Source organism: Brenneria izadpanahii, from assembly GCF_017569925.1.
GTDB lineage: Bacteria > Pseudomonadota > Gammaproteobacteria > Enterobacterales > Enterobacteriaceae > Brenneria > Brenneria izadpanahii.
In genome coordinates this window covers 1,371,948-1,396,665 of record NZ_CP050854.1, presented here as the reverse complement: position 1 = coordinate 1,396,665, position 24,718 = coordinate 1,371,948, and the positions used below count along the sequence as shown (strand labels likewise).

Here is a 24,718-nt window from a genome sequence, read left to right as displayed (position 1 = left end):
GTTCTAATCACTTTACTGAAATGGCGACCTTCGTTCAGGTCGTGGAATCGACGAGCATTTCGGCTGCGGCGCGGAAACTGGACATGACGCCTTCTGCGGTAAGCAAACTTCTTCACCGGCTTGAAACCAGGCTGGGAGTTCGCCTGATCAACCGCACCACGCGCAAGCATCAACTCACCCCGGAAGGCTCCCTATTCTATGAGCGCTGCCTGCGTATTTTGGACGATATCTCTTCGGCGGAGAGGGAAGCGGCGCGAGGCGCAACGCCACGCGGTCGTATCCGCGTCAATTCGCACGTTGCATTCGCAAAGCACTATCTGATGCCGCAAATCCCGGCGTTCCTTAAACAGTATCCGGAAATAACGTTGGATATCGTTCTTTGCGATCAGATAGTCGATCTACTGGACGATCGTACCGACGTCGCCATCCGCACCGGTCCTTTAACCGATTCGCGTCTGATTATGCGCAGCCTGGGCGGCAGCCGAATGGTGGTGGTTGCCTCCCCCGGCTACCTTGCGCGCGAAGGCGTGCCTAAAACGCCCGCCGATCTGGCGAGATATCACCGGCTCGGCTTTGGTTTTACCCGCCATACCAAGGCGTGGCCCTTCAATGGCGTTGATGAACCACGCCTGCTTCCTCCATCCGGGAATTTGCTGTTAGGCGACGGCGAAACCATGCGCAACGCCGCGATCGACGGTCTTGGCCTGGCCCGGTTAGCGCATTTTCATGTTAAAAAGGACATAGAAGCCGGACGGCTCGTACCGCTATTAGAGGGCTACAATCCTGGCGATCGGGAAGAAATACACGCCGTTTTTATCGGGCCAGGCAAACGGCTCCCGACCCGTGTCCGCGTCTTCCTCGACTTTATCGCGGAACGATGCCGTGTGGGTTAAACAGCCGGTCTAGTGTTTTTTTAACGTATCCGATTCGGGCTTATGCGTTTCACCGCAGGCGCAGACGGAATGACGGCGATGTCGCCCAAATCAGGAATTTTGTCTGAAGGTGAGCCATTTATTCATATCCTGATGTGAAATATTTCCCCCGCAAACGACGAGTCCGATGACCGCACTCTCGGGAACTTTCATCGAGATGGCGGCGGCGGCGGGTAAAAGAGCCCCGGAGGCAAGCTCAACCCACTGTTTGGCCGCTTCGCCGAAAGAGATCATCCCGTTAATGGCATCATCATCAGAAACCACGACGATCTCCTCAACATAACGCTGCGCGTGGGCAAGCATCAGTTCATCTATGACCGGCACGCCAAGCGTTGAAATGATTGAGCTGATATCGACTTTAGTCGGCTTTCCGGCTTGCAAAGCCTGATACATTGAGCTGGCGCCGGCAGTTTCCACGCCCCAAACCCTAATCTCGGGTTTGATGGATTTCAATGCCGTAGCCACGCCGGCCAACATGGCTCCGCCGCCAACGGCGACAATGACATCGGTCAGTGAAGGACAATCGGCAATGAACTCAAGCCCAAGCGTCCCGTGCCCTTCGGCTATGAGCGTGTCGCGGCAATCATCTATTACCCGATATCCTTTTTCTTCAAGTTCCCTGGCGCGGGCAAATGCAGAATTTACATCGTCTTCCACAATCACCACGCTGCCGGTGTCGCGAATCCGTTTAACTGACGACGATGGCGCGCTCCGCGGCATGATGACGGTGACATCGGCCCCAAAGGTTCTCGCGGCTTCTCCGATTGCGATGCCGAAATTCCCTCCGCTTACTGCGACAAATTTAGCTTCGCTCATCTCTTTTCCCAAAGCCGAAAACAGATTGAGCACGCCACGGGCCTTAAACGACCCGCCAATTTGCATATTTTCGAGCTTGAGATAAACGGTTCGTTGGAACTTATCCGTCAATGCCGGACAAAATACGGCCGGCGTTCGAATCACCGCTCCGCTTAATCGCTCAGCGGCCTCGGCTATGGACCTGGAACTTATAAAATTAATCATCGAAATCCGGCTCTTGTCAGTGGATTAGCAATATGCTGATTCGGCGTCGAATTTACCCGGCCTGCATATCCCGTCGCCACATGAATATGCAGGCCCGTTAATTGTTTATTGGCGCGTCGGTTTCTATTTTTCCGCCACGCGCGCCAGCCACGCTAGATATGCCGCGTTTGAATCAGCCGGCAAACTCTGGCGATGGGCGTTGAACTCTTCGCGCATCGCGAAGATTTTCCATATGAGCGGCGCCAGGCGGGCCGCGGCGCTGTCCGCCCCCTCGGCTTCGCGCAGCAGCCCCAGGCTTCGCTCCTTATATTCGGCAAGCGCATCAGACTGATAGTCGAAAGCTTTACCCAGCCCGGAGATGTACATCAGCTTAGGCACTTCCGCCTGGGGCCAATGTAAAGCCATATTGAGCGGCCAATCCAGCATCGCTCTTTCACCCCACATTGAGGTGCGGGATATCCGTTCATTGGCGGCCAGCGTCAGCATGAAAGCCTGACCCAACGCCGTCAGATAAATTGGCATCGCCTCGACGGAAGGACGCAGGTAGAACGCATCCAAAGGCTGTTCACGCGTCAGGCCAACGTGGGCGAGCAAGCGTTGCTCAAGGTTCAGCACCAAAGCGCCAAGCTCTGAATGAATTGCGTTGCCGCTTTCCGACGCCTGTTTCGTTCGGCTGGCGCAGTTCCAGAGACTTAACGATATTTGCCATTGCCGCCGCTCGTCTTCACCAGTGCAGCCAATTTCACCGGTGACAAAATAGGTCATCTCCGGCGGCACTATATCGAAAAGCGCGTTGCCATCGGTTTCGCCTGCCGATACCACCGGACCGACGCCCTCTGCGACTGAGATATAGCAGTTTGTCGCGTGCTCGCTCCAATAGTGTGCCGCTTCGGCAAGATAGAGAGGAATAGCGCGCGTCAGACGACCAAGATCGTCTTCACGCTGCGATTCGGAGCGTGGCGCGCCGTCCGCGATTTTTGAAAGCGCAAAGAAACCTATTTTTTGCGCGCTCTCAGTTTTTTGTTTGAACAACCAATCGGCCTTACGCAAGCCGTAATGCCAGATCGGCTGGGTTAGCGCCAACGTACTGATCTTCAGCTTGTCCGGATCGGTTGGAATCCCCTGTTCGGCCTGATTACGCATCTCCTGAAAGGCCTGAGCGAACCCATCAAGATATTGTTTGATTGGAGCGAGCCCCAGCGAATACATGCGCGCAAGCAGCTTTTCGCCCTCCTCGGCGTTGCCGAGTTCCTGATAGGCGCGCAGCACGTTGATACCAGCCATAGGGTCATGCCGGCGCTCGTCGTAAACCGGCGCGACAAGTTCGACGATCGGCGGAATCTGGCCATTATTGCCGAGGTCGCCGGAAATCATCATCAACGCGCTATCGTCAAACATACCGCCGGCCAGCACTTCGGCATATAAGGCCCGGGCGGCTTCAACGTCCTTGTGTTCCAGATAATGGCGCGCCAGCCACAGTTGCGCTCGCCAACTGCCGGGCAAAGCCGCTACCGTTCGCAGGGCCGTCAGATAGCCCGCCTCGCCTTCGCGCTCCTGTTGAATGGCCGCCCACCAGAGCAATCCATTGTCTTGATTCGGATCGGCCTGAATCGCCTGCCAAAGCGTTTCGTCCGCGCGAGCGTCTTCACCACGCTCGGCAAATACCTTAGCCAAATTCGTCAACAGGGTTCCGGTCGCGCCTGATTTTTCAATGCCCGCACGCAGCGCGCGCTCGGCGTCATCAAGGCGGCCATTTTTCATCAGCACAATACCCAGGATGACATGACTGCGCTCGGGAATATCGTCAATCTCAACGAGACGTTCGGCGGCCGGTATCAAATCGGCGGCAAAACCGTCGTTCAAACCTGATAGGATCGCATTATAGAGTTCGTCAGCGTTGTCCCACTTTTGCTGCAAAGCCGGCAGGAAGATCTTGTCGTGCCAGTCGTCGCGAGTAATATGCATTTCCCGCCCGTAAGCGTCATAGGCGACAATCGGTTCGTCGTTAGCGGCCGCGGGTTCCGCCTCATTGGCGTGCTCGGAAACGGCGGCATGCGCGCTATCTTTTTTGCCGCGCAGGGCGGACAGGATACGTTTGAACATAGGTGAAGTCGTCATATTAATGGGGACAAAAAACATCAGGCAAAAGACTGGCATAAAACCAAGGCTTCGTCTATTGCATACAATCAGGCGGATGACGCTTTGCGTCGGCCTATAGTTTAGCCAAACCGCATGAAGCTGAATGTGCGTTCACATTACAAGTACGGCCAGCTTATTCTGGGAGAGAAGTCATGACCCTTGATGCAGAGGGATATATCAACATTTCGCCGCCCGTCAGGCTTCAGGCCCCGTTCCAGGAGGTGGTGGATGAAGTGACGAACCATCTGACGCTAAGATTGGAACACATACTCCATAGCGTTTATTTATATGGCAGCGTTGCACAAGGAAAGGCGGTGGCGGGAGTTTCAGACTTGGATGTCTGCATATTATTGACTCGCCGGGCGAATAACATCGAAACCCACACCTTATCTGAAATTCGTAAAAATATTGATTTAAATCATCCTATTGTGTGCAAGATTGATTTTGACGTCGGCATTCTGCCAGAAGCGCTTAACCCCGATAATCTGTACAGCTGGGGTTACTGGTTAAAACATCACTGTAGATGTATTTATGGCGAAGACCTTTCCAAAAGGTTTGACCGCTTCAAACCCTCGAAGGCGATAGCCGTTGCTGTCAACGGTGATTTTATCGCTGTTCTGGAAGACTATATAAGAAGACTGGGTGAGGCTGGCGACGATCATCAGCGTAAGCCGCTGCAAAGAGCCGCATCCAGAAAGCTGATCCGCTCGACTAATCTGCTACGGTCTGATGAAGATACAGACTGGCCTGATACGCTTGATGAGTATGTATCAAGATTTGTAAAAAAATACCCGTCCCGGGAGCATGAAATCAGATACTTTTTGCGTGAAAGCAATGCTCCAGAAGATGAAGCAAAGAAGTTCACAGCAAACCTGAAAGCATTTATGGGATGGTTGACTGAGGCCAGCGGGCATCATCGTTAAATGCATGCCCACATCCTAGTCTATTTTTCTCACAACTAATTTAGAAACTGTTTTAGGAGCGGATTGATGCGTGATGAATTCGTTGAAGTCCTCAACGATCTGGTTGATTATTTTTTGCTCGGCGATATTCGCCTTCTGAAAAAATACCAGGAAGACCACGCGCTTGCTGACAATCTGGCATCAGAGTTCGTCAGTAATGATAGCGCCGACCGGGCTGTTCAGGACGGTATCGTCATACCATTAGCGGGCATTGAAAATTACCCGTACACGATTATTTTCAATCGTTCGAATGACACGCCGGAACTACTCAAACCGGAGAACCGTTTGCAACACCGGCGCGGCGGCTATCTCTTGCGGGTCGAAAATCGGCAGATTCTCCTCTTCACCTGGCGGATCCTGCAAAACTTCACCAATGATGCCATCAACACACTTCAAGAACGCTATCGCGAACCGGGCCGACCACAGATCGAAATCGAGAACGGCATTTATGATGTCGAGATCCTGGGCGGAGAGATTCTCAGAAACGATGACTACGAGCCCGCCTTTGAGTTCGTTTTGAAGAAAACGGAACACCCTCACCCGATGCCGGAGATCGATATCAACTATCTATTCTCTATCGACAGCAAGAGTTATTAATCTTGAAACCAGGGTCAGGTAGGAATTCAAATACCAACAAACCGATGCCTGCCAGCACAACCCCGCCATTGGCCTGGCCGGAAATTGCCGATGATAAAGCGCGACTGGACTGGCGGCGCGTTTGTGTTCAAACAAACCGTAAAGAGACGCTGGGAAGTTATCGTATATTTGCCGGTCAGGTCTTTCCAATGTACAAAGATTCAAACCGGCTAACGCTTTTGTTTTATAGATTTTTTGACTCACGCTGAAAACGTGAGATGGCGAAGGGTGAAAGATCAAAATCCGTCGATCCGGTGGCGATCAGATCGCTCATCACCTTACCGACACCCGGCCCCATCTGGAATCCGTGAGTACAAAAGGCAAAACAGTGATAAAGCCCTTCATGTTTTGAGGAAGGACCAATAACCGGAATGCCATCAGGCACCCACCCCTCCACACCGGACCATGTACGGACTATCGTCGCATTCTTCATAATGGGAAACAGGTCGATTGCCGTTTCGGCCGTTGGACGCAGGTTGGAAAAAAGCACCTCCGAGAGGTTGCAGTCTCTGTCCGTACGCCCAAGACGCCCACCGCCGATGACCACCGTTCCGTTAGGCATCTGTTTGAAAGAGAGGGGCCGCGCCGCCGCCAAAACCACGGCATCGCAGAAATGCGGCAGTCGAGCGGTGACGATCATCATTGGGGCAACGGCTTCGAGAGGTACGGGCTCATCAAGCGACGCGGAAAGATCTCCTCCCCAAGCGCCGGCCGCGTTCAAAATTTTGGGCGCCCGAAATACGCCGGCGGAAGTGGTTACTTCCCAGAACGCGCCTTTCCTGTCAAGCCGACGAGCTGAGATGTTTTCGTTAAAACGAACGCCATATGCTTCGGCCTTTCGTTTAAAAGCCAACATCGTTTTGTATGGCTGGGCGAAACCATCCTGAAGGCTGGCCAGCGCCCCAACGGCATGGTCCGAAACGGCCGGCAAATATTGCTTCAGTTCACGGCAGTCGAGTAAGACCTCGTTGTCATAACCCAGACTGCGCATCAGTGCGGCGCGGGACTTCAGCAGTTCCATTTCAGACTCGGTTTCAGCAACCTCAATCTGCGGCGCAATCTTGAAACCGCAGTCATCATCCAGGATATTTTCGATGTCATGCCAGATCCCCATGGACATATTGGATATCGGCAGTTCAGCGATATGGCGCTGCAAGCGCCGAACGCCGCCGGCATTGACTCCCGACGCGTGGCGCCCCACGCTGTCCTTTTCCAGAACAATGACCGACATGCCGTTCATTGCGGCATAAAGCGCCGTTGCGCAGCCCTGTATGCCCCCGCCGATGACAAGGAGGTCGCAGTTTTTTGAAGTATTAGAAGAATTATTCATACGGCGCGACCTTCCGAAGCGCCAGGTTCGACGGCATAATGCGCAAGTTCATCAAGCGGGATGGGTTTGAGTGGCGCTCGTATGCGGTAATAGCCCACGAGTTCCGGATCTTCATTGCGCTGAGCGGCGATGATGCCCATGACGGCCAGACCACAGACACGGCCCTGGCAGGGCCCCATTCCCGTTCGAAACAACGATTTCACCTCGTTTGGCCGCGTGGCGCCCAATTTTACCGAGTTTCGCACCGTACCCGCCGTAATTTCTTCACAACGGCAGACGATGGTTTCATCCGCGGGCTGAAGGATATCCGGCGCCGGAGAATAATACGCCTCAAGGAAGGGACGAATGCTGCCCTCACGGGATAACGCCTTGCGAATGCGCGCAATGTCCCGATTGTCTGCCTTGCCAGCTTTCACCGCAAGGCTTAGCCCGACAAGGCGTCCTTGAAGCGCAGCGGCCTTCGCGCCGCCGATCCCCGCGCCATCGCCAATCGCATAAACATCCGGCACTGAAGTTTCGTACCTTTCATTGACCTCAGGGCGAAAGCAGTATTGGCTCTGGTCCCAGAAGTGCTTGCAGGATAGAAGCCGAGTGATCTGCTGGTTTGGCACAACCCCTTGATGCAGAGCGATATATTTCGCCGCAATGTGGTGACGTTTGCCTTTCGCCGCAAAAGTAATCGCCTCGACGGCCCCCTCGCCTTCAATTTTAATATTGGTCGCATGGCGATAAACAGGAACCCCGGCGCGGCGGACTTTTTGCATCAACATAACCCCCTTGATGAGATATTCCTTCGCCCTAAGCGCCTTTAGGAGATACGGCAGCGCGGCTTTCATCCGGCCTTTAGGTAAATTTTCGACGATTGCATTTGGCGGGATACCCGCATCAACCATCTGTGCGGCAATCGCCCATAAAAGCGGTCCGGATCCGACCAGAACCGTATCCTCCTGAACGATACCAGCGGCTTTAAGTAGTATCTGTAAAGCGCCAGCCGTGGTCACACCGGGCAACGTCCAGCCGGGGAGCGGGCAAGGACGTTCCAGCGCGCCCGTCGCAGAGACAATTGATTTGGCGCGGATGCTTTTTGACTGACCGTTCTGGCTAAATTCAACGAGTTTGTCTGTACCGATGTTCCAAACCGTGGTATTGGAAAAATATTCGGCACTGCTGTCACGGAAACGTTCTGCCAAAGCAAGCCCCGACGTATAGTCCTTGCCGAGTATTTTATGGCGCGCGCCGCTGGCTGTTTCTATTCCCCGATATATCTGCCCGCCCGGGGATGACTGTTCGTCAAACACGATAACCGACAGCCCCGCCCTTGATGCTTCAATAGCGGCCGCCATGCCTGCGGGACCGGCGCCAATAATCGCCACATCGACAACTCGTATCATTATTTCACCTGCTCATAAACGCGCTGGCGACGTACATTCATGCCTTCGCGAACGGGCGTCATGCAGGCCTGACGGTTGGCTACGCCTTCAATTTCCACCAGGCAATCGAAGCATGTGCCCATCATACAAAAAACACCTCGCGGAGCTCCGCTAACGACGCTATCGCGCAGGCTACGCAGATTGGCGCCCACTAAAGCGGCGGCGACGCTATCGCCCGCCTGAGCTCTGACGGTTTGCCCTTCGAAAGTAAAAGTGACTACCGTATCCATATTCTCAATACGTTTAGGCATGACTAAATCTCCGGATAATAAACCTTCGAATAACGCGTCAGGGGCGAAGTCTGTGAACTTTTCCTCTTCCGCTTTCAATGGTTACAATCAAACCGCCCAAACGAGGATAATTCAAATGAGTTTAGGCGGGGCTTCCATGCCTGAATATTATGGACATCGCGACAAATATAATTCACTAAACAGAGTGACCTTGAGAATATAAGAAAAACTTCTATGACAAATAGGGGTTCATTAACCAAGGGGGGAAATGGGTGATATATAAACCGGGAAGCGTAATGCTTTTATAATAACCAAACTGGAATAATGTCGGAGCAGACTGGCTCGTCTGCCGTTTGCTTTCACCCAGCAATATCTAACTCGGTCTGAAGAAAAACCCAAAATGCATCGGTAAATTCCGAGGTTAGATCGCCGTTTGCATGATCAACCGATCTTATTTCCGTAAACCCCGCCTCAAGAAATGGCTGAAAAGGACGGATTGTCAGGCCGCGCCCCAGAAACTCATGGGCGGAAAAGGGATCCGTCACGGCCAAACCCGCCCCCGCCATGACCATGGAACAGGCGGTATGAGAATAATAGGTTTCGATCATGGAAGCCTTGTCGATGCCCTCCAGCTCTACGCTCAAACGTTTGGAGAAAATCGAGCCGGGCTCAATGTCTATCAGCTTTTCACCGACTAAATCACTGCGCGTCAAAAAAGGCTTCATACAAAGTGGATGACCGGATGGCAATGCAACAACAGCGGCAATTGAACGATGACGGCAGAGCATTCCGGCACGATCAAATTGGAAGTCAACATATCCAAGTTCCACATTACCTGAAGCAATCCGCTCAATAACCGTTGGCGACGGTAATGCATCAAGTGAAACATGCAGCCCTTCTCGCTCACGCACAAATTGTGCGAGAAAGCGGGCGAGAATGCCATTTGCCAATGCGGGCATCGCCACGATGCGTAATGTTCCTGCAAAATTGCGTCCGATATCTTCCGCCGCCTTTCCGATCCGGTCCAGGCCGATAAAAGCATTCTGAACTTCATGCATCAATGCAAACGCCGCCGACGTGGGGACTAAGCGGTTTCCTTTACGATCAAACAAATGCAGTTTTGTACTGCGCTCAAAATCAGCAATCAGACGGCTGACCGCCGGCTGCGTCACAAACAGGAGCTCCGCGGCCGCCGTGATCTGACCGGTCAGCATGACTGCGCGAAATGCTTCAACCTGTCTGAGATTAAGTCGGTGCGATTGGAACATAATATTTCCTTATGACATGGTAAATGGATAAAACTCAATCTGTTCCGGTATTGCTTTATGTAAGCATTCCGCGGGATTGCATGAGCATGATAAATGCTAAGTTAATCGGCAAAATCGTCGAGTTGCAGAGTAGATCCGCCAATAATCCATTATCATTCAATGGTTAATGTAAAAGCATAACATTATGTAATGCAAGGCGTTTAAATTTTAATTTTCCAGATCCCGTAATCCATTGCAACACTGCTGGGACACAGTATTAAAAATTCAGATACACAGAAGGTATTAGCAATGTCCAGTTTACAACTATTGTCTTTCGGTGAAGGAGGCTGGGGATTCTTCCTGATAGAAGCGTTGGGAACCACATTCGCCTTGGCGATTTCCGGTATGATTTTCGGCACGCTACTGGGCCTGTGTGGTTCGCTCGCCATGCTTTCTGGTATTCCGATTTTCCGCAGCCTCGCCAAAGTATATGCAACCGTGTTTCGCGGTATTCCCGATCTCTTGGTGATTTACCTATTCTATTTTGGCTCTTCGAGCGCCCTGACGGCAGTCAGCCGATTTTTTGGCGGCGAGGGATTTGTCGGCGTCCCTGCTTTTGCTATCGGCGTCTGCGCGCTAGGGATCGTTTCCGGAGCCTATCTGACCGAAATTTTCAGGGGAGCCATTCAGGCAATAGACAAAGGAGAAATAGAGGCCGCCCTGGCATTTGGTATGGGTGTGATGCAGCGTATAAGACGCATAGTGCTGCCGCTTGCCGCGCGTCATGCTTTGTCGGGAATAGGAAATATTTGGCAAATGTTGTTAAAAGAAACGGCTCTCATTTCTGTCATTGGGGTTGTTGAACTCATGCGCCAGTCGCAGATTGCCGGCGGCTCCACTCATCAGTACTTCACTTTTTACCTGGCTGCGGCGCTACTTTACCTCTGCATTTCCTGGCTCTCAGGGCAATGTTTTGATAAAGCAGAAAAGATCTCAATGCGTTCAATCAACCGCGGCACAGAGCATAAATCATGATGACCGAACTGAATTTCCTGCATGAGATGTTAATGCGTCTGCTGCCAGGCATTCCTTTAACTATTCAATTGACCGCCTGCTCGGTGTTTTTCGGCGGAATTCTCGGGCTGATTCTGGCGCTGATGAGAACCTCAGGGATACGCCCCCTCGATCTGATCGCCAAGGGCTACATGACGCTTTTTAGGGGAACGCCGCTTCTGGTACAAATTTACCTTGTTTACTATGGGATTAGTCAGTTTCCTGAGCTTCGTTCGAGCGTCATCTGGCCATTGCTCCGTCAGCCCTGGTGGTGTGCGGTTTTCGCTTTATCGTTGAACACGGCTGCTTACGTCGCTGAAATCGTTAGAGGTTCAATTATTACCGTACCCAGAGGGCAGATTGAGGCGGCGCTAGCTTTCGGTATGACGACCAGACTGACGTATCGGCGGGTCATCCTTCCGCAAGCGTTTGTTCGCATGCTGCCAGCCTATGGCAATGAAATCATACTAATGGTAAAGGCAACGGCGCTGGCGTCAACGATTACATTAATGGAGATTACCGGGCTTGCGGCGAAAGCGATTTCTGAAACCTATCGTCCCGTTGAAATATTCGCCGTCGCCGGTCTGATTTATCTGGGACTAAATTTCTCAATCGTATACATCATCCGTTTACTGGAATCCCGTATGTCTCCCACATCCGCCGTTGCCAAACAATGCCAGAGTAGGAATTACTTCTGAATACAAATTGATATGAGACGCCATTTATTTTTGGGAAGTATCAACATGGCGAATGAAATTTGGAAGCAAGCAATAAAAAATTTCATCGCCAAAACATCAAGGGGAATAAATTCAACAATAAATGACATTGACAACAAAATATCCAGCGCGTTGATGTAGTTTCCTCGGTTACCGCATCATGAAAAAATCAAATTAGCTGATAACTGCAATGATAATATAAAAGGTCAATAATATGAGACTCACCATACTCACTCTTATTACCGCCGTCGCCATGACTATCACAGCCCCGGCTTTTGCGCAGAGTAAAATACGTGTCGCCACCGAAGGCGCCTTTGCGCCATGGAACTTCACCAATGCCAAGGGGCAGCTTGACGGATTCGAGATTGACCTCACCCATGAACTTTGTGCCCGCATTAAAGCCGACTGCGCTATTTATGCCCAAAGCTGGGATGGCATTATTCCATCGATCAAAACAGGGAAATATGATGTCATCATTGCATCAATGAGCATTACGCCAAAGCGTCAAGAGGTCATCGCTTTTTCTGAACCCTATGCCGTTGCAGTCAATACTTTCCTGACGCTCAAGGACGGTTCGCTTCCTTCTCTTGCCGGTAAGGGCGAAAGTCTTGGGCTAGAAGCCGACAAGGCTAATGCGGACGCCGTCATTAGCGAACTTTCCAGCCAACTGAAAGGCAAGGTTATCGGCGTTCAGACATCAACCACAGCAGCTTCATTTCTCGCCGACCGTTTTAAAGGTACAGACGTGCGGGAGTATAAAACGATCGATGAGGCAAATCTGGATCTAATAGCCGGACGCATTGATGCGATATTAGCAAACGTCACGGTACTTCAGGAGGCGCTGAAAACACCAGACATGAAGGATGCGAACATTACCGGGCCGTTATTTTCCGGAAAAGCCTTTGGCGCAGTCGCGATAGGTCTGCGTAAAGAAGATACAGCCCTGAAATCAGAGTTGGATACGGGTTTAAAAGAGATGCGTGCGGACGGGACACTCAAAAAACTGAGCGAAAAATGGTTTGGTTTTGACATTACACCCAAAGATTAATACGGCATGGTTTTCATCCCTATTTGGGATCAATAAATTTATATCGAAATACCAGCCTGATGAATTTGATCACCCCGGAGGAGGAATAGCGGAATTTCGGCTATTACTCCGTCCCGGGATAAACCAGCTAACACTATTCTCTCTCATTTATTTTAAATAATAATTTGTACTCAATCCCTGTGCGCAGCGAAGGTTCCCGCCTGTGAGATCAGCAAGGGAAAGCAGATTCAACTGCTTATATCAACGAGAATCACACACATGTCAGAACATAAATTAATCGTAACCGAACTGCACAAACAGTATGGAGAACAGGAGGTGCTTAAAGGCGTGTCGCTGGCCGCCAAAGCCGGGGACGTAATCTCTATCATCGGCTCATCAGGATCTGGCAAAAGTACTTTCCTGCGTTGCATTAATTTTTTGGAAAAACCAAGTGAAGCCGTTATCCGCATCAATAACGAAGAAGTGCGTATGGTTCGGGACAAAGACGGCCAGTTGAAGGTGTTCGACAGTAAACAACTACAATTACTACGTACTCGTCTTGCCATGGTGTTTCAGAATTTTAACCTGTGGACCCATATGACCGTACTGGAAAACGTGATGGAATGCCCGGTACATGTGCTGGGCATCAGCAAGGCGGAAGCGCGGGAACGGGCGATACGATATCTGAATAAAGTCGGCATCGATGAATTGGCGTGCAGTAAATATCCTTCTGAGCTGTCCGGCGGCCAGCAACAACGCGTGTCCATTGCACGCGCCCTGGCGATGGAGCCAGAAGCGCTGCTATTCGATGAACCCACTTCGGCGTTGGATCCGGAGCTTGTGGGAGAAGTTTTGAAAATCATGCAGAAGCTGGCTGAAGAAGGCAAAACCATGATCGTTGTGACCCACGAAATGGAGTTTGCCCGTAAAGTGTCCACTCAGGTGATCTTCCTGGATCAAGGGAAAATTGAAGAGCAAGGCTCCCCGGAAGCCGTGTTCGACAATCCACAAAGTCCGCGTCTGAAGAGGTTTTTGTCGGGGGCGCTGACCGCCTCCGATAATGCCTCACCTATTTTAACAAGGAGCCAATAATGACGGAGAATTCGCTCAGCAAAATTGAAAAAATCCATCTACGGTTTCAAATCCTCTCACAAGCTACAACGATCATTGCTGCTATAGCCGTCGCGGTATGGGGAGTCTATTCAACCATATATGTGAAAAAGGAAAAACAAGTCACAGAATATACATTGAAGGAGTTGGCTCAGAAGACCACGCAAAAACCACATATCCAAGCAAAGGTCGAATCAACGGTTCAACCACTCGATAATGGAAAAAATCTGCTTCAAGTTAAGGTCATTCTGTCTAATCTTGGCAATGAAGAAAGCAAAGTTACCTTGGACGATGATGCTTTGACTTTGGTGCCCATTACCTTTTCTGAGGGGAAGCCAATCTACCAGAAACCGATCAGTCTCCTTTCTGGTCGCTACGCGGGAACGCTCAGCCGTATACCATTACAATTCGTTAATGTTGGAGCCAGTGAGACCTATGAGCTCACATTCGTACATAGCATAGAAAATTCAGGCACTTATCTAATTCACTTTCTTGCTCTAAATGGCATAAATCCCCCTGATGGGGATTTTTCTGCCACAGGAGGAATACCATACCAGTATTCCGTTGGTGCAGACCAATACGTAGTTATAAAGTAGACAACTCTGCCTTCGGCGATAATCTACTTTTGAGCATTTTCTGTTGTGTTAAGGCGAACTGGCCGGGAACCCGTATCAGGTCTATGGCCGAGGGGATATTCGCTCTAATCTGCATCATGTTTCTACTCGCTATTTTCAGCCAAAGCCTTGCGGTCCAGAAAGCCGCTCCATGCCGTGAGCAGTAGTGCCACAACAACCAACAACGCACTTGAGCGCGAAGGCGTGCCTAAGACGCCCGCCGATCCGGCGAGATATCACCGGCGCGTACCGTCTTTGTAGTTGGCATCGTCAGCATTTCACGACGGCCGTTGATCTGCTAGTCAAAACGAAAGGCGATCAGGCCAGATTTAGCGACAGTAACATACAAGCCGTCACTGTCGGTCGCCTTGCAAAGTTTGTCTTTGAGTTTTAACGCCCTGAGATTAGTTTCCGCCAACATACCGTCCCCCCGCGGCCTGCTCTGTTTTTTGCCGTAAACCTCACGGTAAAAATGAACGGAACAGGATGGAAGTCGATAGTCATCATAAGATAGAATCGCCGGATTCTACTGGCGATTTCAGGGGTTAGCGGAACTCAGTAGATACCACTGCAAACGCCTTACTCGGTCAATCCCTGGTTTCTGCGCGAAATCACCGTTTGTGGCGTTCAAATTCGTACCCAACGATGGCGGCGCGTGCGCTATGCTGTTGGGCCGCTGACATCGCTTTTAGCACACCATCATGTTCGGAGAGAGAAGTGGATACGCCGTTAGCATGTATTAAAAATTATTTTGCCGAAATGAAGGCGCTTGACGATCTCTATTTGCCACTACCAGCGGATGACAACGAAATAAATGCCCGGCTGGAAAAGATGACGCCGCGGCGGGCGGAGATCTATCAGAAATACTGGTGCCGTAATGATGATTACTGGCTGGATAATTCGTATGGCGACACATCGAGATATACTTTCGATGACAGCATGCTGATCGAATCGGGTGAGAACTTTAATGATGCGGTATTTATCGTTATTCAACGTCGTGAACTCAATAGGGAATGTCGCGAGCTATGGCTATTTAAGCTGACCAATGATGGCTGGAAGATCGCCGACTTGCTGATATTCGACGAGTAGTCGTTCACTCGGGGGGCGCTATTTTCGCTACCCGGCGTTGCGGGCCAGCGGCGACTTTATGCACAGCTGTCGTTGGCTGCCTTGCCGAAGAATATCGAATTGTTACCCTTATAACTGAGGATGACATAATAATTCGGCGATAAGAGTGGCGTTAACGGATTTGCCGATGATTGGAGCCGTGACTGAAAATAATGGAAGCAGAATGATTAATTTAAATATTGACCGGGTGGCGTCTTGTTTTGTTCGCCAAATTGAACGTGCGGCTTTGGTATTCTCTTCACATGCGGAAAACCGAGAGGTTTATGCTTTTTGTCTGGATTTGGATATTGAAAACGGCGGATGTCGAGTCTCCTGGAATACGCAGGATGCCTTCGACGCCACGCTGGCAGAATATCGCCAGCATGAGAATCGGCACTGCGCACTGGATATCGATGGCGTCAGCGGCATCAAATATAATTCGGGCGACTTTTCGTTCCATCTGGATGAGTTGGATGACGATGATGACGGGCTCGATCAGGCGCTTGGCGAGATCATGGACCAATTGGGCCCATTGTATGATGAAAAAGGCGCCGAGTTTTATCAGCAATATTATCAATCCGTGGTCGAAAAAGAGATCGTATCCTGCGCTGCCGGGGCGATTAGGCAGACGCAGACGGCGCTAGCCCGGTTTGATCAACATGCGGATTTTATCGCTTTTGTAACCCTGCATGATGCCGATGACGATCGTTTACTCAGTATCATGCGGCAAACGGTCAATGGCGCATTGCTGTCTAAAATTTTCAGTTGAACGGATCTTGTCATAGCAGGCTCAGCTTGCAGCGGAGCGCCGGTTCATAACTTCTTTCACATAGTGATCAATAGCAATGTTATTTTCCCGGCTCACCCGCGCGATAAATGCCTGGAGAAAATCGCCCCCGGAGTGAAGCGCATCGGTGACAAGGCTATCGAAGTCGCTTTGGGTAAAGCGGTTATTTCCCTTCAGCGTCGAACGCTGTAGCAACGTATGCGCGGTGACTTCGAGAACGGCACGCCGGTAGTCATCGCAAAGCAGGACATCCAGATCGGTCTGGCGAATCTCAAACGAGAAGCTGAAGCTGACAAACCCCGAGTCGACAGGCAGCGAGTAGGTCAACCGCTCGCCAAACTGATCGACGTGCGGTTCATATCCATCACCCATTCGCCGTATTGGTTGCATATCCGCTCCCCCCTTATCCTTTCAGCCGTTTAATATACCCGGATACCTAAATTTTTACCGAAAAGTTGCAATGTTTGATATGTGAATACGCATCAGCGCGTAGGCGGATAACAGCGAAGCGGTAGCTTTACGAACAGAATGCAGCTTGCGGCAACGATAATGCACCGCGCCAGCTTTCCCGTATCAAGTGTGCAGCGCCGAAATCTACCTATGCAAAACACAAAATTTCGCAAATCGCTATTGGCTATTTTTCATTCTGATTTCCCTCCCCCGCCCTGCCCGCTCCCGATGTTTCGGTAGCGCGAAGGCCAGATCTCTTCGGGGCGTTTATTTAGCGCCTCGGCGATCAGGCGTTCGCCTTTCGGCCAGTGTCGCGTCAATGCATTCGCCAGCGTGGACGATGCCAACCCCGCCCCTCGGGAAATCGCCGCCATCGTTGTTCCCTGCTTTTTTAAACCCGCAATAATATCCGCCGGATGCCAGTCATGTGGTTCCATATCCCCTCCACACATAAAAAAATTTATTTCTGCGGAGATAGTCTTGCCGTTTATTAGCTGTCGGACCACGGACGATGAGTCACATAAGAGGATATTTTTAATAAAATGAGTAACGCGCGTGTAAGATCTGGTGATAGGTTTAAGAAAATCTCTCCCCCATCCTATTTACGGGAAGAAGCATGTTGATACTATCTCTGAAATTACCCCCCGTTTAATTACGCTGCCCGCATCAATGAAGGTCTTGCAGGAAAAGTCGGCAGAAAGAGGATGCTTAAACCAATCATTACGCTATCGTAGAGAGTTAAAAAACCCGCTAATTACAGCGGGTTATATTTTAAATGAGTTCGTTATTGGTGATTGATAAATGGCTGTATATCACTCCCACTCAATCGTTGCCGGCGGCTTGCCGGATACGTCGTAAACCACGCGGGAGATGCCGTCCACTTCGTTGATGATTCGGTTGGAGACGCGGCCGAGGAATTCATACGGCAGATGCGCCCAGTGCGCGGTCATAAAGTCGATGGTTTCCACCGCGCGCAGGGCGACAACCCAATCGTACTTACGGCCATCGCCCATTACGCCAACGGAACGCACCGGCAGGAAGACGGTAAATGCCTGGCTGACCTTGTTGTACAGCTCGGCCTTATGCAGTTCTTCAATGAAGATCGCATCGGCGCGACGCAACAGGTCGCAGTACTCCTTCTTCACTTCGCCCAGCACGCGTACGCCAAGGCCCGGCCCTGGGAACGGATGACGGTAAAGCATGTTGTACGGCAGGCCCAGCTCCAGCCCGATCTTACGCACTTCGTCTTTAAACAGCTCTTTCAGCGGTTCGACCAGACCCATCTTCATTTCTTTCGGCAAACCGCCGACGTTATGGTGAGATTTAATGACGTGCGCCTTACCGGTTGCGGATGCGGCGGATTCGATCACATCCGGGTAGATGGTGCCCTGCGCCAGCCATTTAACTTCGGTCAGCTTGATGGCTTCTTCATCAAATACCTCAACGAAAACGCGGCCGATGATCTTACGTTTCGCTTCCGGATCGTCGGTGCCAGCCAGGGCGCTCAGGAAGCGCTCTTCCGCTTCGATATGCACAATATTCAGCCCGAAGTGGTCGCCGAACATCTCCATCACCTGCTCGGCTTCGTTAAGGCGCAGCAGTCCGTTATCGACGAAAACACAGGTCAGGCGGTCGCCGATCGCGCGTTGCAGCAGCATCGCGGTAACGGAAGAATCCACCCCGCCGGACAGGGCAAGCAGCACCTTGTCGTCGCCGACCTGCCGGCGAATGCGGGCAACCGCATCGTCGATAATTTTAGCCGGCGTCCATAAGGCTTCGCACTGGCAGATATCGCGCACAAAACGTTCAAGCAGGCGCAATCCCTGACGGGTATGCGTCACTTCAGGGTGGAACTGTACGCCGTAAAAACGTTTCTCTTCGTTAGCCATAATGGCGAACGGGCAGGTATCGGTACTGGCGACCGTGACAAAACCAGCGGGGATGGCGGTCACTTTATCGCCGTGGCTCATCCAAACATCCAGCAGCGGCGCGCCAGTTGCGCTCAACGCATCCTGAATGTCCTTCACCAACATACTGTCGGTTTTAACCTCAACCTGCGCGTAACCAAACTCGCGCTCGCTGGAGCCTTCCACATGACCACCCAACTGCATAGCCATGGTTTGCATGCCGTAGCATACGCCCAGAACCGGCACGCCAGCCTGGAAAACATACTCAGGCGCGCGCGGGCTGTTAAACTCGGTGGTGCTTTCCGGGCCGCCGGAAAGGATAATCCCGTTAGGATTGAATTCACGGATCTGCGCTTCGGTGACATCCCATGCCCAAAGTTCGCAATAAACGCCCAGTTCACGAATACGTCGTGCAACCAGCTGTGTGTATTGCGAGCCGAAATCCAAGATAAGAATGCGGTGTTGATGAATGTTTTCTGTCATGGGAAACGTATTCCAAATACGAATATACCCTTCGTCTTTCAGATTGCAGATGCGTAGACCGCCTGCCCCTTGAAATCCACCGGATATAAAAGCTAAAAGTAATTAAACCCGGTGAATATTACCGGGTTTAACGAATTAAATCAGCCTGTAATCACCTTATGAACCCATTCGATAATTCGGTGATTCCTTGGTAATGGTAACGTCGTGAACATGGCTTTCCTGAATACCCGCGCCGCTGATGCGTACGAACTCGGCCTGAGTGCGCAGCGCGTCTATCGTTCCGCAGCCGGTCAGGCCCATGCAGGAACGCAGGCCGCCCATCTGTTGATGGACGATTTCTTTCAGGCGGCCTTTATAAGCTACGCGGCCTTCGATACCTTCCGGCACCAGTTTGTCCGCCGCGTTGTCGCTCTGGAAGTAACGGTCGGAGGAGCCTTTGGACATCGCGCCCAGCGAACCCATACCGCGGTAGGATTTGAAAGAACGCCCCTGATACAGTTCGATCTCGCCGGGAGATTCTTCGGTACCGGCCAGCATGGAGCCCACCATCACGCAAGCGGCGCCGGCGGCGATGGCTTTAGCGATATCGCCGGAGAAACGAATACCGCCGTCGGCGATAACCGGAATACCGGTGCCTTCCAGCGCGGCGACCGCATCGGAAATAGCGGTGATCTGCGGAACGCCCACGCCGGTAACAATACGGGTAGTACAAATGGAACCAGGACCGATACCCACTTTAACCGCGCTGACGCCGGCGTCCGCCAACGCTTTTGCGCCTGCGGCGGTCGCCACGTTACCGCCGATAATCGGCAGGTTCGGATATTTGGCGCGGGCGTCGCGGATACGCTGCAACACGCCTTCGGAATGACCGTGCGAAGAGTCAATCAGCAGCACATCGACACCGGCGGCAACCAGCGCATCGATACGCTCTTCGTTACCCTCGCCGGCGCCGACAGCAGCCCCAACGCGCAGACGGCCATGCTCATCTTTACAAGCGTTGGGCTTACGTTCCGCTTTCTGGAAATCTTTTACGGTGATCATGCCGAGCAGGTGAAATTCATCATCCACCACCAGCGCTTTTTCAACGCGCTTCTCATGCATTCTGTGCAAAACCACTTCACGGGCTTCGTCGGCTTTTACCGTTACCAAACGCTCTTTCGGCGTCATCACCGCGCTGACCGGCAGATCCAAATCGGTGACGAAACGCACGTCACGGCCGGTAATGATGCCAACCAGTTCATTGCCTTCGGCAACCACCGGATAACCGGCAAAGCCGTTACGTTCGGTCAGTTCTTTTACCTGACGCAGCGTGGTGGTCGGCGTTACGGTCTGAGGATCCACAACGACGCCGCTTTCATGTCTTTTTACGCGGCTAACTTCTTCAGCCTGACGTTCAATGGACATATTTTTATGAATAAAGCCAAGGCCGCCTTCCTGCGCCAGCGCAATCGCCAGACGAGATTCCGTTACGGTATCCATCGCGGCGGACAGCATAGGAATATTCAGGCGAATGGTTTTCGTCAGTTGAGTCGTTAAATCAGCCGTATTAGGCAGAACAGTCGAATGAGCGGGAATAAGGAGGACGTCGTCAAACGTCAGTGCTTCTTTAGCGATACGTAGCATGGGCAATATCTCACCAAGGTGGATGTGAAGAACAGATAAAATATTGCCGTGGCATTATACAGAGCGTAACCGGTTGTCTCCAGTGTTTTTTAAAAAAAATGCTTGATTACCTTTTACATGCAGGTAGTATCGATCAATTAAGTCACTGTTTTAATATTTGATCTGGCTCACAATGTCTCAATTCCCCTCTTCTGCAATTTTCACCGTTAGCCGTCTAAACCAGACGGTTCGGCAACTGCTGGAAATGGAGATGGGTCAGATATGGCTTTCCGGTGAAATATCCAACTTTTCCCAGCCTTCCTCCGGCCACTGGTATTTTACGCTGAAGGATGAGCGCGCGCAGGTACGTTGCGCCATGTTTCGCAATAGCAACCGCCGCGTCACCTTTCGCCCGCAAAACGGCCAGCAGGTGCTGATACGCGCCTCGATTACGCTGTATGAGCCACGCGGCGATTACCAACTGCTGGCGGAAAGTATGCAGCCGGCGGGCGATGGCTTGCTGCAACAGCAGTTTGAGCAATTAAAGCAGCGTCTCGCCGCGGAAGGACTTTTCGATCAACAGTTTAAGCAGGCGCTGCCGAGCCCGGCCAAACGGGTCGGCGTCATTACTTCGGCCAGCGGCGCCGCTCTACACGATATCTTACAGGTTTTGCAACGCCGCGATCCTTCACTGCCGGTGGTGGTCTACCCCACCGCGGTGCAGGGCGCTGAAGCGCCGCTACAGATTGTCCGCGCAATTGAATTGGCCAACCGGCGCGAAGAGTGTGACGTTCTGATCGTGGGCCGCGGCGGCGGATCGCTGGAAGATTTATGGAGTTTCAACGATGAGCGGGTCGCACGGGCTATTTTCGCCAGCCGCATTCCCATCGTCAGCGCGGTCGGTCATGAAACCGACGTCACCATCGCCGATTTCGTCGGCGATCTGCGCGCGCCTACGCCATCAGCCGCAGCGGAACTGGTCAGCCGCAATCAGCTCGAACTGATCCGCCAGCTACAATCCCAGCGCCAGCGGCTGGAAATGGCGATGGATTACTTCCTCGCCCAACGTAGCCGTGAATTTACCCGTTTGCATCACCGTTTACAGCAGCAGCATCCGCAGTTGCGCCTGGCGCGCCAGCAGACTCAACTTGTTAAACTGCGCCAGCGGCTGGATGAAGGAATGCAGTTGCAGCTCAAACAGTTGTCGCGCCGAAGCGAACGTTTACAACAGCGTCTGATACAGCAGCAACCGCAGCCGAAGATTCATCGCGCGCAACAACGTTTACAACAGTTGCAGTATCAGATGCAGCATGCCGTTGAACGTCAGCTTAATCAGCATAAGCAAAGATTGGGCGTCGCTTGCTCGCACCTGGAAGGGGTAAGCCCGCTGGCGACGCTGGCGCGTGGCTACAACGTGACGACCACGCCGGATGGCCGGGTGCTGAAGAATATCTCACAAGCCGCGCCGGGTGATACGTTGAAAACCCGTCTGCAAGATGGTTGGGTTGAAAGCCAGGTCACCGCGCTGATGCCGGAAAAAGCGACAGCATCAATAGTCAAACGCCGCAAAATATAGTAATACACTACTAAGCTATACTTACCTTGGTAAATTATTAATCGTCACTCTTTTCGATCGTCTGCATTGCCAATAGCCACCTTCTTCAAGGAGACAAAGGTATGAAGTCCAGGCCGATTCACAGCGTGATCCCTCCCTATATCTTGCACCGCATTATTGCCAATGGTTCCGAGGATCAGCGCCGTTGCGCCCAACAAACCCTGATGCACGTCCAGTCGCTGATGGTCAGCACGCATCCCAGACCTGCGCCCCATGCCTTGTCCTCCGCGGGCCAGGCTTATCGCGAAATCTATGATGCGGAAAACCAGCAGCAGTTGCCGGGCAAACTGGTACGCAAAGAGGGCCAAAACAGCAACGGCGATATCACCGTCGATGAAGCCTATGACTATCTTGGCGTCACCTATGATTTCTTCTGGCAAGCCTTCCAGCGCAACTCCCTTGATAACCAGGGATTAACGTTGACCGGAACCGTCCACTACGGTCAAGAGTATCAAAACGCATTCTGGAATGGACAACAGATGGTATTTGGCGACGGCGACGGCAAAATCTTCAACCGCTTCACCATCGCCATTGATATTGTGGCGCATGAGTTAACGCATGGCGTGATTGAGAGTGAAGCGGGGCTCATATATCTAAGACAATCCGGCGCGCTGAACGAATCGTTATCCGACGTTTTTGGCTCAATGGTGAAACAATTCCACCGTGGACAAACCGCGGAACAGGCGGACTGGATGATCGGCGAGGAACTGCTGGCGGAAGGGATCCACGGCACCGGCCTGCGTTCAATGTCGCAACCGGGAACCGCGTATGACGATCTGTTGTTAGGCAGGGATCCGCAACCTTCTCATATGGACGGCTATATTAATACCCGAGAAGATAACGGCGGCGTCCATCTTAATTCCGGTATACCAAACCGGGCATTCTATCTGGCGGCAACCGAACTTGGCGGTTACTCCTGGGAAAAGGCGGGCAGAATATGGTACGACACGCTGTGTGATAAATCGCTGCCGCAAAACGCCGACTTTGAAGTGTTCTCCCGGTTCACTATTCAGCATGCCGCACAGCGCTTTGACCAATCCGTCGCTGATATTGTCAAACAATCCTGGGAAAAAGTGGGCGTCGTGTCCGCAATGGGGGGATTATGAAGAATCTGCCGCAGCTTACCGACGACGCTATTGTGGAACTGGCGCGTGAAGGCGGTATTGCCTGGATACCCAAGTTGAACGGGCTGCGGCGTTTCGCGCTATCCAACCTGCCGGAGTCAGAGCGGGAACGCATCTGCGCCGCTATCCGCCATGCTCTGCCGCAGGCGCGAGAACCAGGAAAACCTGATTCACCCGGACGCGGCGACCAGTTTTATTACCGCATTCATATCTCTTTTTCCTCCGCAGAGAAAACACACCGTACTGAGCAAGAGTTTTTGGTCCCGGAAGATCTGGCGCCGCCGGAACTCACCACCCTATGGCGCGAAGGCAAATAACACCGTTAAATCAGCACAAGAATTTTCTAGTTGCCTACATATCATCTGGCGCGCTATTGTTTACCCATTAAACACTCAAGAAAGCAATTACCTGTTTTTTAACGATTATATACTCAATAAATTTCGAGTTGTTGGCATTTATTTAATATGAAGGAGCATAAAAATGCCGTTGATCTCTTCCCTCGCCGAAGGTGGTTTGCCCGACTATGACTTGTCCCGCTGGACGGGTAATCTGTCAGGCGCTGATTTTGATTTCCGCGCGTTGGCGAATGCCCTGGACTGTACAAGAGACTTTAATCAGGCAGGAATTATTTATGCTGACGGCCACCAGCGATATTTGAATTCCACGTCAGGACAGGGCAAGGTTGACATTTGAGCTAATAAAAATAGAAAATCCAAGAATGACAGATGCACAAATAAAAACAGCAATAAAGATGGGCATCTTCCCTAAAAGATTCCCAAGTTCAGACATTCAAAATACATTGAAAAAACAACTTAATGATGCATTGACAGGAACTGCAGCTTTCGCCGGAAGCGCTTTAAGTGGCACTATAAGGAATCCGGACAATCTGTTAAAAAGCACTAATTATGCGGTTAGCGTCATTCAATCCATTCCGGTATTAAAATAATGAAGATAAAACTAGGAAAGAATTTTAATGAATTAATCAGTCACGGAAGGGATATTGAAAAGGAGATTAGAGATAAGAATCCCGCGCTTTACAGACGCTCAGGAAAAAAATTAGAAAATTTTTTCCTTGAAGAAAAAAATGCGCTTCCACCAGTAACACCATTAACAGTAGTACTGTCTGTTTTTTTATTACTCCCTGTTGCAGTAATAAATACAACAACGTTATCAGATCTATTTATTAGTGATAAAAGC

25 protein-coding genes are annotated in these 24,718 nt (G+C 51.4%); 15 read left to right on the top strand and 10 right to left on the bottom strand.

Annotated elements, in window-relative coordinates:
• Positions 1-20: 20 nt before the first annotated feature.
• Positions 21-893 carry a LysR family transcriptional regulator gene (locus tag HC231_RS06205; RefSeq protein ID WP_246494796.1) on the top strand — a complete coding sequence of 291 codons (873 nt, stop codon included), beginning with the start codon at positions 21-23 and terminating at the stop codon, positions 891-893.
• Between the two features lie 90 nt (positions 894-983).
• Here the strand turns inward: HC231_RS06205 and HC231_RS06200 are convergent, their stop codons facing one another.
• Together HC231_RS06200 and HC231_RS06195 are read right to left on the bottom strand one after the other, a co-directional pair.
• Positions 984-1,952 carry a threonine ammonia-lyase gene (locus HC231_RS06200; RefSeq protein WP_208230193.1) on the bottom strand — a complete coding sequence of 323 codons (969 nt, stop codon included), beginning with the start codon at positions 1,950-1,952 and terminating at the stop codon, positions 984-986.
• A 123-nt stretch (positions 1,953-2,075) separates the two neighbouring features.
• A complete protein-coding gene (locus HC231_RS06195; RefSeq protein ID WP_208230192.1) occupies positions 2,076-4,055 on the bottom strand; it encodes a tetratricopeptide repeat protein in 1,980 nt (659 codons plus the stop codon).
• A gap of 188 nt (positions 4,056-4,243) precedes the next feature.
• On the opposite strand from HC231_RS06195, the gene HC231_RS06190 reads away from it, so the two are divergent.
• Together HC231_RS06190 and HC231_RS06185 are read left to right on the top strand one after the other, a co-directional pair.
• Positions 4,244-5,014, top strand: a complete 771-nt coding sequence (locus tag HC231_RS06190) for a nucleotidyltransferase domain-containing protein (RefSeq protein WP_208230191.1) — start codon at positions 4,244-4,246, stop codon at positions 5,012-5,014.
• 66 nt (positions 5,015-5,080) lie between these two features.
• Positions 5,081-5,650, top strand: a complete 570-nt coding sequence (locus HC231_RS06185; protein WP_208230190.1) for a hypothetical protein — start codon at positions 5,081-5,083, stop codon at positions 5,648-5,650.
• A gap of 223 nt (positions 5,651-5,873) precedes the next feature.
• Here the strand turns inward: HC231_RS06185 and HC231_RS06180 are convergent, their stop codons facing one another.
• From HC231_RS06180 to HC231_RS06165, 4 genes are all read right to left on the bottom strand, one after another.
• Positions 5,874-7,019 (bottom strand): NAD(P)/FAD-dependent oxidoreductase, encoded by a 1,146-nt coding sequence (locus HC231_RS06180; protein ID WP_208230189.1) that lies wholly within the window; start codon positions 7,017-7,019, stop codon positions 5,874-5,876.
• Entirely contained in the window at positions 7,016-8,392 is a 1,377-nt protein-coding gene (locus tag HC231_RS06175; protein WP_246494703.1) for an FAD/NAD(P)-dependent oxidoreductase, read from the bottom strand. The genes HC231_RS06180 and HC231_RS06175 overlap by 4 nt, the downstream gene beginning before the upstream one ends.
• A 17-nt stretch (positions 8,393-8,409) precedes the next feature.
• Complete coding sequence (locus HC231_RS06170) at positions 8,410-8,700, bottom strand: (2Fe-2S)-binding protein (RefSeq protein WP_208230187.1); 291 nt, start codon at positions 8,698-8,700, stop codon at positions 8,410-8,412.
• Between the two features lie 338 nt (positions 8,701-9,038).
• A complete protein-coding gene (locus HC231_RS06165; RefSeq protein ID WP_208230186.1) occupies positions 9,039-9,947 on the bottom strand; it encodes a LysR substrate-binding domain-containing protein in 909 nt (302 codons plus the stop codon).
• 288 nt (positions 9,948-10,235) lie between these two features.
• Here HC231_RS06165 and HC231_RS06160 point away from each other — a divergent pair, with 288 nt between their 5' ends.
• The 7 genes from HC231_RS06160 (at position 10,236) to HC231_RS06130 (ending at position 16,322) form a co-directional block, all read left to right on the top strand.
• Positions 10,236-10,961 carry an ABC transporter permease gene (locus tag HC231_RS06160; protein ID WP_208230185.1) on the top strand — a complete coding sequence of 242 codons (726 nt, stop codon included), beginning with the start codon at positions 10,236-10,238 and terminating at the stop codon, positions 10,959-10,961.
• Complete coding sequence (locus HC231_RS06155; protein WP_208230184.1) at positions 10,958-11,677, top strand: ABC transporter permease; 720 nt, start codon at positions 10,958-10,960, stop codon at positions 11,675-11,677. The genes HC231_RS06160 and HC231_RS06155 overlap by 4 nt, the downstream gene beginning before the upstream one ends.
• 232 nt (positions 11,678-11,909) lie before the next feature.
• Positions 11,910-12,743 (top strand): lysine/arginine/ornithine ABC transporter substrate-binding protein, encoded by an 834-nt coding sequence (locus tag HC231_RS06150; protein ID WP_208230183.1) that lies wholly within the window; start codon positions 11,910-11,912, stop codon positions 12,741-12,743.
• Positions 12,744-13,001: 258 nt separating this feature from the next.
• Complete coding sequence (gene hisP / locus HC231_RS06145) at positions 13,002-13,814, top strand: histidine ABC transporter ATP-binding protein HisP (RefSeq protein WP_208230182.1); 813 nt, start codon at positions 13,002-13,004, stop codon at positions 13,812-13,814.
• Entirely contained in the window at positions 13,814-14,428 is a 615-nt protein-coding gene (locus tag HC231_RS06140) for a hypothetical protein (protein WP_208230181.1), read from the top strand. The genes hisP and HC231_RS06140 overlap by 1 nt, the downstream gene beginning before the upstream one ends.
• Before the next feature lie 735 nt (positions 14,429-15,163).
• The gene (locus HC231_RS06135; protein ID WP_208230180.1) at positions 15,164-15,535 is read left to right on the top strand and encodes a hypothetical protein; all 372 of its coding nucleotides are present in this window, start codon (positions 15,164-15,166) and stop codon (positions 15,533-15,535) included.
• Positions 15,536-15,737: 202 nt separating this feature from the next.
• Positions 15,738-16,322 (top strand): DUF4303 domain-containing protein, encoded by a 585-nt coding sequence (locus HC231_RS06130; protein WP_208230179.1) that lies wholly within the window; start codon positions 15,738-15,740, stop codon positions 16,320-16,322.
• Positions 16,323-16,343: 21 nt separating this feature from the next.
• Here the strand turns inward: HC231_RS06130 and HC231_RS06125 are convergent, their stop codons facing one another.
• From HC231_RS06125 to guaB, 4 genes are all read right to left on the bottom strand, one after another.
• Positions 16,344-16,730 carry a hypothetical protein gene (locus tag HC231_RS06125; RefSeq protein WP_208230178.1) on the bottom strand — a complete coding sequence of 129 codons (387 nt, stop codon included), beginning with the start codon at positions 16,728-16,730 and terminating at the stop codon, positions 16,344-16,346.
• A 251-nt stretch (positions 16,731-16,981) separates the two neighbouring features.
• Complete coding sequence (locus HC231_RS06120; protein WP_208230177.1) at positions 16,982-17,227, bottom strand: helix-turn-helix domain-containing protein; 246 nt, start codon at positions 17,225-17,227, stop codon at positions 16,982-16,984.
• 375 nt (positions 17,228-17,602) lie between these two features.
• Positions 17,603-19,180: a glutamine-hydrolyzing GMP synthase gene (guaA, locus tag HC231_RS06115; RefSeq protein ID WP_208230176.1), complete on the bottom strand. Its 1,578-nt coding sequence runs from the start codon at positions 19,178-19,180 to the stop codon at positions 17,603-17,605.
• 156 nt (positions 19,181-19,336) lie between these two features.
• Positions 19,337-20,803 carry an IMP dehydrogenase gene (gene guaB / locus HC231_RS06110; protein WP_208230175.1) on the bottom strand — a complete coding sequence of 489 codons (1,467 nt, stop codon included), beginning with the start codon at positions 20,801-20,803 and terminating at the stop codon, positions 19,337-19,339.
• A 172-nt stretch (positions 20,804-20,975) separates the two neighbouring features.
• On the opposite strand from guaB, the gene xseA reads away from it, so the two are divergent.
• From xseA to HC231_RS23845, 5 genes are all read left to right on the top strand, one after another.
• The gene (gene xseA, locus HC231_RS06105; protein ID WP_208230174.1) at positions 20,976-22,358 is read left to right on the top strand and encodes an exodeoxyribonuclease VII large subunit; all 1,383 of its coding nucleotides are present in this window, start codon (positions 20,976-20,978) and stop codon (positions 22,356-22,358) included.
• A 101-nt stretch (positions 22,359-22,459) separates the two neighbouring features.
• On the top strand, positions 22,460-23,503 hold the full coding sequence (locus tag HC231_RS06100; RefSeq protein WP_208230173.1) for a M4 family metallopeptidase: 1,044 nt from the start codon (positions 22,460-22,462) through the stop codon (positions 23,501-23,503).
• Positions 23,500-23,838: a protealysin inhibitor emfourin gene (locus HC231_RS06095; RefSeq protein WP_208230172.1), complete on the top strand. Its 339-nt coding sequence runs from the start codon at positions 23,500-23,502 to the stop codon at positions 23,836-23,838. Before HC231_RS06100 ends, HC231_RS06095 begins: the two co-directional genes overlap by 4 nt.
• 163 nt (positions 23,839-24,001) lie before the next feature.
• A complete protein-coding gene (locus HC231_RS23850; protein WP_246494702.1) occupies positions 24,002-24,214 on the top strand; it encodes a hypothetical protein in 213 nt (70 codons plus the stop codon).
• Between the two features lie 25 nt (positions 24,215-24,239).
• On the top strand, positions 24,240-24,467 hold the full coding sequence (locus HC231_RS23845) for a hypothetical protein (protein ID WP_246494701.1): 228 nt from the start codon (positions 24,240-24,242) through the stop codon (positions 24,465-24,467).
• Positions 24,468-24,718 lie beyond the last annotated feature (251 nt).